This window comes from Pseudomonas sp. LB-090624, from assembly GCF_003205205.1.
In the GTDB taxonomy this organism is placed as follows: Bacteria; Pseudomonadota; Gammaproteobacteria; order Pseudomonadales; family Pseudomonadaceae; genus Aquipseudomonas.
This window is the reverse complement of sequence record NZ_QJRL01000002.1, coordinates 367,916-382,101: the sequence shown is the minus strand read 5'-3', so window position 1 is coordinate 382,101 and position 14,186 is coordinate 367,916. Positions and strand designations below refer to the sequence as shown.

The following is a 14,186-nucleotide window of genomic DNA, read 5'->3' as shown; positions in this document are numbered from 1 at the left end:
CCAGGCTGTTGTTTTACGCTAGCCGTCGGACACCTCGGGTTCTGCTTTGAAGCGGAATTAGAAGTATCTGTATTTTTATCTCGGATTGGAGTAGAGGTTAATTCTCGAGTTATCCAGAGGAAAAAAATCTTCCTCCAGTTCGTAAAGGCGTATTGGCCAAAAATTTTCTTCGCACTCCATGGCTAAAGGATCTTTTTCAGAATAAAAATTTCTTAGCTCAGTGATCTTTGGTTCGAAATTATTTTGGTTTGAGGTAATTTTTTCATGGATCAAGTCGATGAATAAGTTATTGAAGTAATGAAAGTTTTCTACTGTAGAGTTGCAGTATATAATTCTAATTGCGTCGTCTTCTTTGGTTGCGTATTTAATATGGTTGTCTGTGGTGTCAATGCCGTAGCAGCCAGAGAAATCATGTCCAAAGAAAGCGAGCGAGGGGCCTAGGGGGCTGTTGGTGTAGAGATCTTCGTAAAATTCAAGTCCGTTGTTTCGATATTCTTTTAGCAGGGGGAGTGTATGTTTTGCGATGGACAAGATGTCGGATGATCTCACTTGTTTGCTGCTTAGTGGTGTTTGCGTTTGTATGAGTGCAAGTGATATTGGAGTCATTGTTTTTCTCAGCAAATAGTTTTTTTGATATTAGATAGTGCGGATTGTAGAGTGCTACGACCTGAGGTGCTGTATTGGAAGGTAAATGTGTTTTTTGGAGAGTGTCGATTCACGAGCGAGTTGCATCCTGGGCACGGGCGTCGCTCAGAGTATATTTCATTAATAGTGACTTCTGATCGGTTTGCATATTTTGCCAAAAGTTTTTCTTCAGAGTGAAGCCCTCCAGGTGTGTTTCGCATAACCTCAATATTCTCTTTGCCGTTGAGGGTGTATTTAATTGCTGCATAATTTGTTTTTGCCGCGTTGAAGTTTCCTTCGATGATTCGTTGATTTATTACGCTTTGACTTAGGCCGTCCCCGTAAGGTATTTTCTCGACTGCCAGCCCAAGTGGGTCAGTATAAGTGAGTGGGTTGGGGGCGTATGCCGTAAGGTTAATTCCTCCGCCTATGCCTATTGTGTCTTTTTGTGTAAAGCGACCTATGTCAGGGTCATAGTATCTAGATGCGTTGTAGTGAAGTCCAGTCTCTTGGTCAATGTATTGCCCTTGGTATCGCAAATTTTGTTCGCGAGCTTGCTTCTTACAATTCCATTCATCATGTTTTCGTCCCCAGCCGTGATAATCAGTTTGCCAGATCGCGTTACCACTAGAGTCAGTTAGCTGCTCCGGTAGCCCAGCTAGATTGCTATGAAAGTAATGTGTCGTTTCACTACCCAATTTTCCGTCAATGCGTGCTAGCGGCTCATAGCTGTCCGGAGTGGCATACACATACAAGCTGGCCAGCCCGCTCTGCACTTCTTGAAGCAAGCGCAACCCTTGCCAGTGAAACAACACTCGCCGACGCGGCTCTGGATAGTCCCTCTGGTAAACTTCCTTGCTGATCCGCCTCCCCAAAGGGTCATAGGCAAACACCACCCGCTCACGCTCGCCACTGCGGTACTGCTCCACGCAAACCAGCCGCTGCTCGGCGTCATACTCGAAATACTGCACCCAGTTGCTGCCGATCCGCTTCTCGCACAGCCGCCCAAAGCGGTCGTAGCGGTAGCGCTTGTCCTGATACACCAACACCCGGTTGTGCTTGATCAGGCCATTGAGCTTGGGGCCGTCGAACAGATTGCCGGCTTTGTCGTACTTGAAATCCTCGACCTGCGTGGCTTGCCAGTTGGGGCGTGACTGCTGGACGGTTTGCAGTTGCTCGTTGAGGTCATAGCCGTAACGGTTGTGTCCCGAATAGGTCTTGCCCGTGTGGGGTAGGTCATGAAAGCGGCCGATGATCTGTTCGAGATGCGCGTTTTCGTCATTGGCCGCGCTGGTCATCCCGCGGCGCTGGGTCTGGGTCAGTACCTCGGCAATCAGGTTGTCGCTGGCATCGTAGCGGTAGTAGGTGGTGCCATCTTCAGTGCACTTGCTGACAAGCCGGCCGATTGCGTCCCGCTCGAAGTCATGGCGGATGGCGGTCGTTCGTTTGGGGCATTTTATACATGCCCCGAAATGGGCTGGCGAGTCGTGGTGCCTTACGATTTTTTACGCGGGGTAGCGACGAAATAGGTTAGGAAGCTATTAGATAGATAATTTTTCTCTAAAACTGATGGGGTCGGACTACCCCGCCGATTTGATCTTATAATTACGCTTTCGCCTGGATGCAAATTGGATTTGTGAACGGTCTGGTAGTTGATGCTGTTGTGGTTTAAGAGGTGCTTCAAATTCTGCGCGATCTTTGTTAATTATAATTATTGTAGGATGAATTCAATGCTCTTGTTTTTTTCTGGATTTCTAATTAAAAACATTCTGAGTTGATTGCTTATTTCTTTCTTTTTTGAATGTAGTTGTAGTGTGTTTTTGTATGCTGTGGTGTATTGTTCGGAGTTCGTGATTCGATATATGATGTAATCAAGCCAGTCTGGAGATTTTTCTGCTAGGGGTATCGTTGAGTCAAGTACGGCTTTGATGTAGTCCTCTACGTTAAAAGACTCAGCCATGCCTACGATGTCTTTCATTACATCTACGTTTTCAGACTCGTCGTCCAAGTAAGAGAGCATCTCTGTAATGTACTGTCTGTCCCCCGTTAACGCCATTTTTTTTAGTGTATCCGTAAATTCGTCAATGGCGGTGTTTGACTCGAGTTGTGAATATTTATGGAGTTGATTTTTTAAGGACATGGCCGGCTATCTTTTTGATTTTTCTGAAAAATGTCAGGGAATAGTGATTTGTTGAGATGTATCGAGTTTCGTAATCCTTGTTTTATCGTGAGGTTGTACAAATTTTCTTTCCTGTAAATTTTTCTGACATCCCAAATGTCTCTCGCTAAGGCGTCACGTGGTGATTCTGACAAGAGTGGAGCTCTTTTAAACGTGCGTGTCAAGGAATGCCTCCCTGTGCCTGAAGGGTAGATATGTTCCATCTGCATTGCTACCGATTTTTGAGGGCTGATTCCAAAGTTCCTTTTCATATAAGCAGCTGATGGCATATGATGACCTGTGAGGTTATCGCCAGGAGCGCCGGGAAGTTTGCCGAAAACGCCTGCTTCACCTTCTCCGGGGAACAATGGGCTAAGGCCCAATGGGTCAAACCAAGTATTCGTATTTGGTGCGAAGCGATAGAGATTTAACCCCCCTTCTAAGCCAATCGGATCGCTCGTCGTGAAACGACCTATATCCGGATCATAGAACCTGAGCGTGTTGTAATGCAGCCCCGTTTCCCGGTCAAGGTACTGACCCTGAAACCGCAAATTCTGCTCTCGCGCCTGCTGCGGGCTGTGCCACTCAGCAGGTGTTTTTCCCCAACCTTGATGATCGCTTTGCCAGATTGTTTTGCCATCAGAGCTAGTCAACTGCTCAGGCAGACCTGCCAGTTTGGTATGAAAATAGTGAATTGCTTCGCTGCCAGGTTTACCGTCAACCCGCGCCAACGGGTCGTAGCTCTCCACAGTGGCATACACATACAAGCTAGCCAGCCCACTCTGCACTTCTTGCAGCAAGCGCAACCCTTGCCAGTGAAACAACACCCGCCGGCGAGGCTCTGGATAGTCCCTCTGGTAAACTTCCTTGCTGATCCGCCTCCCCAAAGGGTCATAGGCAAACACCACCCGCTCACGCTCGCCACTGCGGTACTGCTCCACGCAAACCAGCCGCTGTTCGGCGTCATACTCGAAATACTGCACCCAATTGCTGCCGATCCGCTTCTCGCACAGCCGCCCAAAGCGGTCGTAGCGGTAGCGCTTGTCCTGATACACCAACACCCGGTTGTGCTTGATCAGGCCATTGAGCTTGGGGCCGTCGAACAGATTGCCGGCCTTGTCGTACTTGTAATCCTCGACTTGCGTGGCCTGCCAGTTGGGGCGTGACTGCTGGACGGTTTGCAGTTGCTCGTTGAGGTCGTAGCCGTAACGGTTGTGTCCTGAGTAACTCTTGCCGGTGTGGGGCAGATCTTGGAATCGGCCGATGATCTGTTCGTGATGCGCGTTTTCGTCATTGGCAGCGCTGGTCATCCCGCGGCGCTGGGTCTGGGTCAGTACCTCCGCAATCAGGTTGTCGCTGGCATCGTAGCGATAGGCCTTGTCCAGCAGCGGCAGCACTTCAGCAGGAGCATCGCGGTAGTGAATAGCCTTGCCGGCCAGGCGACCGCTGGTGTCGTAGCGCGTGCGGGTGACCAGTTTGCCTTGGGTGCGCAGGACCTCGTCGTGCACTGCATCACGTTCGAAATCACTGATCACCCGGCCGTTCAGGTTGATTTGGTGGAGGTGCCCGCTGCCGTAGTACAGGTGGTGGAGTTCGCGTTGGTCGGGCAGGACCAGGGTCTGCAGATTGCCCAGTTCGTCGTAGCGGTACTGCAGCAAGCCAGCGCTATTGGTTTCGCTGAGCAGTTGCCCGTTGGCGTCGTAGGTGTAGTCGAGTTGCTGTTTTTCTCCTTGGTTGTCTGTGAAGGTGATGGACAGCAGATTGTCGGCCGCGTCGTAGCAGTAGTCGGTAGTGCCATCTTCAGTGCGCTTGCTGACAAGCCGGCCGATGGCGTCCCGCTCGAAGTCGTGGCGGATGGCAGCCGTCCGTGTCGGCGGGGCGTTGTCGGACAGGGGCGGCTGCTCGTCAGGCGAGGGCACATGGGTAAGACGAATGACCTCATCTAGCACGTTGTAGGCATAGAGGCGGCCACTGCCGTCCAGGTCTTTTTGTGCCACCAGCCGGTCCAGTTCGTCCCAGCCGAAGCGGTATGACTCGTCATTCTCGTTGGTGAGTTGCAGTAGCCGACCATAGGCGTCGTAGCGGAACTTCACGCTGTAGCCCATGGCGTCCGTGCGTTCGACCAACCGGCCGCTGGGGTCGTAGCGAAATTGCAGGGTTTTCTGTGCGGGGTCGATATAGCGCTTCAGCTGGCCGGCAACATCGACCTCATAGCGGTCAATGCGACCGTCCGGGCGTTCGCTTTCGACCAGATAACCACGTGCGTCGTAGCGGAAGTGGGTGTGTTCACCCCGGGCATTGATGCTTTCACGCAAGCGGCCATGGGCGTCGTAGTGATACAGCGTCTGGGCATTGCTGCAGTCGCGGTAGCTGAGCAACTGACCGCACGTGTTCCAGCTCAGGTACTTGCTCTTTTCGAGGGCATCGGTGACCTGGGTGACACGGCCTTCCGGGTCGAATTGGTACTGTGTCTCGCGCCCCAGCGGGTCCTGCTGCCAGAGCAGATTGCCGTGGCTGTCGTAGCCGTATTGCCGAGTCCGCCCGGCTGTATCGGTGACCTGGACGGGCAGTGCCCAATGCCGCAGGTATTTGATGTGTTCGCTGCGGCCGAGGGGATCGCGGGTTTCGATCAGGCGGCCGATATCGTCGTAGCTGTAGCGCCATTCCCCCCCTTGCGGATCGATGCGCTTGATCAGCTGTCCGGCAATCACTTCCGCCTGCCAGCAGTTGCCCTGAGGGTCGATGTGTTTATAGACCTCGTACAGTGGCCCCCAGTAGTAGTGATCACGGCGGCCGAGGTTGTCCGTGACGAGGGTTTCACCGGCTTCCAGGTTGTACTCGAACCGGTACTCTTCACCATCGCTGCCCCAGTGGCGAATCACCCGCCACTCGTGATCGGGTTGGGGTTCCAGCAGTGGAGGCAAGCGGTAGGGCGTGCCGTCTAGGCGCTTGGGGGCAGGGCGCTTTTCAGGAATGGCGAAGCGCGCCCATTCGTATTCGCGGACAGCACCGCTAGCCAGTTGATGGCTATTGAGATAGCCCTCGGGGGTGTAAGTGAAGCGGCGGACTCGTTGACCCGTCGCATCCAATACCTCATGCAGTTGCCCGTTGCCGGTGTAGCGATAGCTGACCAGCAGTTCGCTGCGTTCTACCGTCGGTGTTCCACCGTTTTTCAGGAACACCCGTGATACCTCACTGACACGCTGGGGATGCCTGGCGGCATAGTGAAGCTGCACGACCGTTTGGCCGTGCTTGTCATAGAGGGCTTTCAGGCGCCCTTGTTCGTCGTACAGCAGGTCGAGGCAATTGAGATTGCGGTCGCCGAGCCTGATCAGCCGTGAGCGTTTCGAATTCAACGGGTCGGTATCGAAAACCCGATAAAGCCCTTCATTGATATCTTCGACAACGGTCTGGCCGTCCTCCAGCTGGAAGAAGGCCAAGCCGTCCACGGCACTGACGAAAGCGTCACCGGCATTGAGGCGGCCCAGTTCCAGTCGGTTACCGTCGTTGTCGATGTAGATCCACAGCGTACCGCCTTGAGGATGTGGGACGCGGGCCAGTTCCACTTCATAGGGGACACTCCAACCCATTCCAAGTAGACCGTCGCTGCGCATGTCCCTGCTGTCGTAGCGCCGTGCCCATTGGATGCCCAGCAAGCCTGGGAGATTGAAGTCGATGTCCTCCGGACCCTCCTGCAGCTTGCTCCCTGTGGCAACAGCAACCGGGTTGCCTAATGTGCACCCTTTGATGCGGCCAAACCTTCGGGAGATAAGCATCCCCGCAATAATCCCGGTAAACATCGCAATCTTGCTCTTGCCGTTGCGAATGTCCCGGACCGTCGCCGTACCGCCACCGATGCGCACATTGGGCGATACGTTTTCATTCACATCAATCGTGGCATCGCAGGTGGTCTTGTCACCTGAACGCGCTGCGGGTTGGCCATTGATGAATACCTTGTCCGAGCCTTGCGCAATGAAGGTGTCGGGCAGGGGCGGGTGGCGCGAACAGCTGATCCCGTCTCCTTTGGCGGGCTCCGAGCCTGGGTCGGCCGGTATGGTCACGGGCGGGTTGAAGATGTCACGTATGGCCATCCCCAGCCCCACGAACGGGACGAGATACGGCACCGCAGCCATGGCCATGGAACCGACGTTCTCCAGGATGGACGGTTCCTCTTGTTCAGTATCGGCTGCGCCGCCTCCCGGTGGGCCAGTGATGCCGGCCGCGCGAGCAGCGGGCTCACTGTTAATGAGCACATTGGTTGACCCGCTCTCGATTTTTCCGTAGGGATCGGGCGAGTCCACGCTGTTGCCAAGGCTGTCGCAAAAGCTGGAGATGGCGTCGCCGACAGTCTGGTCTTCGCCGACGGAAAGGGTGCTCATTGCGCCGACTGCCACACCCGCGACGGCGGCGATAGCGACGCCAGCCGCACCGCCAGTGGCTACGGTGCCAACCACGGCCAAGCTGATGGCTGCGGCGACGGCCGCGGTGGCCGCTGCATAGATAACGGCCTCGGCAACTGCGCTGATCATTTCAGCGGCAAGCGATGGATGAAGAATTGCGTCGCCCATTCGGGCGGCGTGAACGGTCTGCGCCATTGGCGGAAGCTCCTAGCAATCCGAAAGTCCTTGTCCTGGTGCCTAGAGAGGTTCAGGCAAATCGGAGCTCGTCTTTGAGCGCGCGCCAGTGGCTGATATCGTCGTCGCTCAAAGGCCCTGGCTTGCTGTAGTTGAGCACCAGCATCCGTTGCTGCCCCGGTATCAGGCAGGCCGCCTGAAGCTGGTAGTAGGGCTTGTCGCCGACCATGAACTGGATTGCCATTTCCCGACTGTCGACGTGATGCTCATGGCTGCCAAGGCGGGTCACTCGCGCGGGCGTAATGGTCAGCGCCTTTGACTTCTTCCGTAATACGTTCAGTTGCTCATCCAAGGCCTCATCCAGGGTCTTGGTGGTTGCAACAGGGCTGCGGGCGATCACCAACGTGGTTTGTCTGTTGGGAAAGCGCAGCATGTTCAGCGTCAAGTCCTCGGGGGCTTCATCACCCAGATTGAGAATTACATCGTGCGTGAGGTATTGGGTCATCTCGAGTAGTCCTTTTCGAGTTCAGTGCAGGGTGGCTGTGCGAGCGCTAGTCGAAATGCCCATTCACGTCAGCCTGGAGTGAGTCGGTGTCGCGCCCGTTTGCGCCCGCGCCCGCCGAACCACCCGTTGGGTTGAGGTCGAGCTTTGCCGCCAGGGTGTTGATCTGCCCGGTCTGCTGTGCGGTGAAGTTGAAGGTCTCGCAGGTGATGTTCAGCGTGCCGTTGGCATGCATTTCGATAAGGGTCTTGCCGCACTTGAGGCGTAGCGTGTTGCCCGCTTCGACTTCGTAGTCGCCTGCGATGAGGTCGTTTTTGCCACCCCCCACTTTCAAGGTGTCGTTGGCCTTGACGACGCGCAGACGATTGCGGCCAATGGCGACCGATTCGTCCTGGCCAGTCTGTTGGGTGCGATCGACGCCCACAGAGAGGGACTGGTTGTGTTTGACCAAAGTGTTCTGATCTCTCTGGGCATGGATGAACACTTCCTCTTTGCCCAGCTCATCCTCGAAACGCAGCTCGTTGAAACCTTCCCCCTTGTGGGTCTGGCTCTTGATGGTCATGCGTGTTTTGTGATCGGGCAGGTCGTAAGGCGGCAGTTGGTCACCGCAGTAAGTGCGCCCGGTGATCATTGGCTGGTCGGGGTCGCCGTTGACGTAATGGATGATCACGTCCTGGCCGATCCGAGGGATGGCCATCGAGCCCCAACTGCCCCCCGCCCAGCCTTGAGACACCCGCAGCCAGCACGAACTGAACTCGTTGTTCTGGCTTTCGCGGTCCCAGGGGAAACTGACTTTTACCCGGCCCCATTCATCGCAGTAGATTTCCTCGCCAGGCGGGCCGACGACGGTGGCCATGTGCGGCCCGTCGATTCGCGGTTTTTTCAATGGCGCAGGGCGCCATTCGCTCCGACCGGGGACCAGCACTGCGGTCTGCTCGTAGCGGGTGCTAACATCGGCGCTGGCGGCTTCTTCCTGCAGGCTGGTGAACTGGTGGCCTTTATGGGTAACCGTGTTCACCCGCCAATGCGCATTGAGGTCGTCACGTGGGTGACCGATCAGGGTGAAACTGAGCCCCGGTTGCAGGCGCATGTCATCGCCCTGGACCTCGGCAATACGCACATCATGGCGCAGCGCTGTGATACGGTTTTCAGTGAACGGCTTGCCCACGGCATCGCGTTTATAGCGGCCTGGGTAATCGAAGTATTCGTACTCTTTGCTCTGATGCTCCAGGAAGGGCCCGGCGGCTCTGTGCTCCTGGCGGTAGGCCGGGTTGGTGAAGGTGTGGTCGCGCTGCACCTGACGAGCGGTGCGCACCTGCTCGGTGTAGCGCAAGCGGCGAAGGCAGGGTATGGCTTGATCGCCACCGCTGTTGGCTTGGTACAGCACGCTGTCAGGGCCTACAGGCTCGTCGTCATCGCCGAAGCCCTCGTCTTCATCGTCGGCCTTGATGGCGCCATGGCTGATCAGGCCGAGGGACTGCAGCCGATCGGTGATGATCAGCTTGTGCAGCTTTTCACTGTGCGCAAAGCGGTAGACGAAGCCTTCTTCAGCGGCCAGGCGGGCGATGAACGCCAAGTCCGTCTCACCGGCCTGAACGCAGAATTCGCGCACCTGATGGTCCATGCTGGCGCGTAGTTCGTACTGGTCGATGCCCTGGCGCTCGAGCATCAGCTCGAGAATTTGCGGAACGGTCTTGTGCTGGAAGATGCGCCAGTTCGAGCGCAGCCTGGCGCGGGCCAGTTGCGGTTCGACCAAGGCGTGATAGTAAGTGCGGTAGAAGCCGCTCTCGCCTTGGCTGAAGCTGCTGACAAGGCCGTGCACGTACCGTACCGGGCGTTCTCCGTCCAAGACGGTGAAGAGCACGGGTTTGTCGAGCAAATGGCCGAAGTCGATATCGTTTTCGAAGCTGATCAGTTTCAGCTCCAGTTCAAAGGGTGCGCTGATGCCCTCTCGGAGTTCGAACGACACCACTTCGAATTCAGCTTTGCCAACCAGCGGCTGGAAGCTGTAACGCACGTCAGATTGGCGAGGCATGAGAAGTCCTTGTCAGTCGGCCTAAGGCGCGAGAGCTCCGGCAAGCTCAATGTGATGCGGGGCAGTGTAAAGTCGAGAACCGGATAACTAAATAAACAAGGTGTTGGGATGTTCGAGGATAAGTAGGAATTTTCCGAACTTTATAATGGGGGTAAAGTTTTAACGGAATAACGAGGCATGATAACGGTATGAGTGAGAGCCGATTTTTGAAGTATAAAAGTATGCTGGCTGCAGGCTAGATAGCCATTGGCGCACGAAGGGAACGGGTCGTGAAGGCCCTTGAAGAGGGAAGGATGATTAACGTTGAAAACTGGCCGACTGTGGCGGAAATTCCCAGGCCTGAAAAGACTGTTCTCAAGAGGTTTCAGGCCTGCGATGTACGGCTAACTTCACAGCACTGCGCGTGATATTATTGCGTTGGTCCTTGATGGTTTCCTTTAACATTAAGCACTGAGCTCGCTCACACCCGCATTTGCGGATCTTGTTCTTTTTTTCCAGCGTTGTCTTTCTCATCCGGGACTTGTAGGGGTTGGCTGCGCTCAACGACCGATTTTCCCCCCCGCGTCTTGACCAACGAAACCACCACCCCACCCAGCAACAACCCGAACGTCACCCCCAACGACACCAGCGCCGGCACCTTGCCCACCATGCCGTGATAGAAAATCTTGCACCCAATAAAGATAAGTACCAGCGCCAACGCATACTTGAGGTACACGAACCGGTGCATCAACGCCGACAGCGCGAAGTACAGCGAGCGCAGCCCAAGAATGGCGAAGATGTTCGAGGTGTAGACAATGAACGGGTCCTGGGTAATGGCGAAGATGGCGGGCACGCTGTCGACCGCAAACACCAGGTCGGCCAGTTCGATCAGCACCAGTGCCAGGAACAACGGGGTCGCGTAGCGCAGGGCCTTGCTGTGCCCGGGCGGGGTCTGGCGGATGAAGAAGTGCGAGCCGTGGATCTGGTCGGTAACCCGCATGTGCCGACGTACGAACTTGATGACCGGGTTATTGGCCAGGTCCGGGTGGCCGTCGTCCTTCGACAGCGCCATTTTTACCCCCGTGAACAGCAGGAATGCACCGAAGATGTAGAGCACCCAGGCAAAGTTCTGCACCAGCGCGGCGCCGACGCCGATCATGATCGCCCGCAGGAATACCACCCCGAGGATGCCCCAGAACAAGACGCGATGCTGGTAGCGGCGGGGGATGGCGAAGTAGCTGAAGATCATCGCCATGACGAACACGTTGTCCATCGACAGCGACTGCTCGACGAGGAAACCGGTGTAGAACTCCAGGGCCGACTGCGCGCCCAGCTGGTACCAGACCCACACGCCGAACAGCACACCGACGCTGAAGTAGCCTGAATACAGCAGCAGGCTCTCGCGCATTTCTATCTCGCGGTCGTGGCGGTGCAGCACGCCGAGGTCGAGCACCAGCAAACCGATGACGATGGCCAGGAATACCAGCCACAGCCAGGCGCTGGTACCGAGAAACGGAGTGGTGAGGAATGCTTGCAGAGCTGTCATGAGCCCCTCCTTGAATGTCGACGTTGCATGGCAACAGTGATCCGACATCACGGCATGGAAGCCGTCAGAGGGGCCCGGTATCACATGACTTTGAGCCTAGACGCGATTGCGGGAGATACCGAATGGGGAGCTGTTACATTTCTTTGCGAGGGCTTCTGTAGCAGCACAAGGCGGGCCGCGGAGACAAACCATGATCAAGCCCGCGCCCACAATTCAGTAAACCCACACCTCGACCCGTCGATTGCGCAGCCGCCCTTGTTCCAGTTCGTTCCCGGCCACCGGCAGTTCATCGCCCATGCCGGTGACCTCTAGCACCTCCACCCCATCGCGTGCCAGTTCGCGGCGTACCGCCTGCGCGCGCAAGCGCGAGAGCAAGGCGGCGCGGCCGGGCGTTTCCTTAGGGTCGCCAAAGCCCACCAGCACCGCCTTGCCCTGCAGTTTGCCAGCCTGGCGCAGGTACTCGGCCACCCGCTGCACATCGCGCAGGGCCTTGGTGTCGAGGCTGGCGCTGCCTTCCTGAAAGCGGAAGTTCACGCTTAGGCGCTGCGCCTGCTGGGCCAGGCTGCGGTAGCGTGGTGGCATGTCCGCCTGGGGCGTTACTGGCTGGGCCTTGATCTGCTGCGAAACAAAGCCCTGTTGGGCGACGATCGCCTGGCCGGCCGGGCTCTGGGCAAAATCGGCCAAGGCCTTTGCTTCAGGCTTGGCGTTGGCCGGCAGATAGAAGTAAAGGCGTCGCGACAGCGGGTAGTCCTCGCTGGCCACCAGCGCACGCTCGGGCAGCATGGCCGGTGCGTCGCCTTCGGCCACGGCAAGTACCTTGGCCCCGTGGACAGCAGCCAGGCTGCTGAAACCGATGGCCTGGCGGTCGCCGCCCACCCGCGCGGCCAGTTCTTCACTGGATTCGAACCGGCGGGCCTTGGCGGACAGTTCAGCATGCTGCGGCTCCAGCACCAGAGCCTTGAAAGTCTCGAAGGTACCGGAGCGGTCATCCCGGGCGTACAGGTGAATGGCGCCACCGCTGACCCCCAGTTGCTCCCAGCGCTGGACCTCCCCGGAGAAAATCTGCGCCAGTTGCCCGGTGGTCAGTTGTGGCAACGGGTTGTCGGGGTGCACGATAACCGCGACACCATCCAGGCCGATGACCTGCTCGGCGCTGGCTGCGCGCAGGTCGCCCAGGGCACGCAACTGCTGCAGTTCGCTGTCGTTTATCGGCCGAGAGGCAGCGGCCAGGTCGGCTTCGCCACGGCCCAGGGCAATGAAACCGGTGCTGGAACCGTGGGCAGCAATGTCGATGCGCAACGGCTGGCCATGCACGTCGCGCGCGCTGATCACGGTTTCGTTGGGCCGTTGGCCCGGCTGCTGTTCGATGGCGCTGGCCTGCTGTGCACGCAATTGCCCCTGCACCAGCGCCGGCAGCAACGCTGCCCCGATGGTGTTGGAGCCTTGCGCACGTAAATGCACGGGTTCGGCCAGGGTGGCCAGGGGTAGCAACGTGAGCAGCAGGACAAGCAGACGGGGCATGCCGGGTGGCCCTGTGGCATAGAGTTGGCCGGCAGATTACGACAAAGGCGTGATGAAAATGTGACAGGCCGTGGGGCCGCAAAGCGGCCCCGGCGATCTCAATGCGCCCCGGCCGATTTGCTCAGGTCACTTTCGGCCCATTCGGTGTAGATGCACGCATCCGCCACCGCCCAGCGCACCTTCACGCTGTCGCCCGGCTGCATGGGCATGCCCGCGGCCGACAGGGCCTTCACCGTCAGCTCGGTACCCCCTGCAGTCACCACATGACAGGTCTGGCTTTCACCCAGGAACAGCACTTCGCCAACCTTGGCGCTGACCTCGTTCCAGCCCGCCGGCAGTGGCTCGCGCGCCGCTTGTTCGGCGGTCAGGGCCAGGGCTTTTTCCGGGCGCACCATGATCAGTGCATCCTGCTCGGCGGCCAGGCCCGGGGTGAGGCGGATGGCCACTGGCTGGCCCTCGAAGCTGCCTGCGCCATTGCTGCTGGCCTTGATCCGCAGGAAGTTGGAGTTGCCGAGGAACGACGCAACAAAGGCATTCGGCGGATTCTGGTACAGGTCGTACCCGGTGCCCAGGCCGACGATCTTGCCGTGGCTGAAGATGGCGATGCGCTGCGACAGGCGCATGGCCTCTTCCTGGTCGTGGGTCACGTAGACAATGGTAATGCCCAGGCGGCGGTGCAGCTGGCGCAGTTCGTCCTGCAGGTCTTCACGCAGCTTCTTGTCCAGCGCGCCAAGCGGCTCGTCCATCAGTAGGATGCGTGGCTCGTACACCAGCGCCCGGGCAATCGCCACGCGCTGCTGTTGGCCGCCAGACATCTGTGACGGCTTGCGGTGGGCGAACTTCTCCAGTTGCACCAGCTTGAGCATGGCCTCGACGCGCTTGCTGGTTTCGGCAGCATTGAGCTTGCGGATGGCCAGCGGGAAGGCGATGTTGTCGCGCACGTTCAGGTGCGGGAACAGCGAATAGCGCTGGAACACCATGCCGATATCGCGCTTGTGCGGCGGCACATTGACCAACGACTGGCCGTCGACCAGGATCTCGCCGCTGCTGGGTGTTTCGAAGCCGGCCAGCATCGACAACGTGGTGGACTTGCCCGAGCCGCTGGAGCCGAGGAAGGTCAGGAACTCGCCATCCTGGATTTCCAGGTCGAGGTTGTCCACGGCGGTAAAGTCGCCGTAGTGCTTGTTCAGGCCGCGCAGGCTGACCAGGGTCTTGCCGTGCGCGTTGTCTTTGATCACTGCACTCAT

9 protein-coding genes and 1 pseudogene are annotated in these 14,186 nt (G+C 57.3%); all 10 read right to left on the bottom strand.

What is annotated here, in order from left to right; all coding sequences use genetic code 11:
- Window positions 1-75: 75 nt before the first annotated feature.
- The 10 genes and pseudogenes from DMX11_RS25840 to DMX11_RS03695 all read right to left on the bottom strand — a co-directional run bounded on the left by DMX11_RS25840 (window position 76) and on the right by DMX11_RS03695 (window position 14,186).
- Entirely contained in the window at window positions 76-606 is a 531-nt protein-coding gene (locus tag DMX11_RS25840; RefSeq protein ID WP_146230335.1) for a hypothetical protein, read from the bottom strand.
- Between the two features lie 8 nt (window positions 607-614).
- Window positions 615-1,922, bottom strand: coding sequence for an RHS repeat-associated core domain-containing protein (locus DMX11_RS03735; RefSeq protein ID WP_110743275.1), 1,308 nt, complete (start codon window positions 1,920-1,922; stop codon window positions 615-617).
- Between the two features lie 15 nt (window positions 1,923-1,937).
- Window positions 1,938-2,030 (bottom strand): annotated as a pseudogene (locus DMX11_RS26155) (hypothetical protein); the annotation flags it as partial.
- 305 nt (window positions 2,031-2,335) lie between these two features.
- Window positions 2,336-2,764: an Imm30 family immunity protein gene (locus DMX11_RS03725; protein ID WP_110743274.1), complete on the bottom strand. Its 429-nt coding sequence runs from the start codon at window positions 2,762-2,764 to the stop codon at window positions 2,336-2,338.
- The gene (locus DMX11_RS03720; RefSeq protein WP_110743273.1) at window positions 2,755-7,377 is read right to left on the bottom strand and encodes an RHS repeat-associated core domain-containing protein; all 4,623 of its coding nucleotides are present in this window, start codon (window positions 7,375-7,377) and stop codon (window positions 2,755-2,757) included. Before DMX11_RS03720 ends, DMX11_RS03725 begins: the two co-directional genes overlap by 10 nt.
- Window positions 7,378-7,429: 52 nt before the next feature.
- Complete coding sequence (locus DMX11_RS03715) at window positions 7,430-7,861, bottom strand: DcrB-related protein (RefSeq protein ID WP_110743272.1); 432 nt, start codon at window positions 7,859-7,861, stop codon at window positions 7,430-7,432.
- 46 nt (window positions 7,862-7,907) lie between these two features.
- On the bottom strand, window positions 7,908-9,893 hold the full coding sequence (locus tag DMX11_RS03710) for a type VI secretion system Vgr family protein (protein WP_110743271.1): 1,986 nt from the start codon (window positions 9,891-9,893) through the stop codon (window positions 7,908-7,910).
- A gap of 460 nt (window positions 9,894-10,353) precedes the next feature.
- On the bottom strand, window positions 10,354-11,418 hold the full coding sequence (locus DMX11_RS03705; RefSeq protein WP_110743270.1) for a TerC family protein: 1,065 nt from the start codon (window positions 11,416-11,418) through the stop codon (window positions 10,354-10,356).
- Window positions 11,419-11,631: 213 nt separating this feature from the next.
- On the bottom strand, window positions 11,632-12,939 hold the full coding sequence (locus DMX11_RS03700; RefSeq protein ID WP_110743269.1) for a substrate-binding domain-containing protein: 1,308 nt from the start codon (window positions 12,937-12,939) through the stop codon (window positions 11,632-11,634).
- 98 nt (window positions 12,940-13,037) lie between these two features.
- Window positions 13,038-14,186 carry an ABC transporter ATP-binding protein gene (locus DMX11_RS03695; protein WP_003256238.1) on the bottom strand — a complete coding sequence of 383 codons (1,149 nt, stop codon included), beginning with the start codon at window positions 14,184-14,186 and terminating at the stop codon, window positions 13,038-13,040.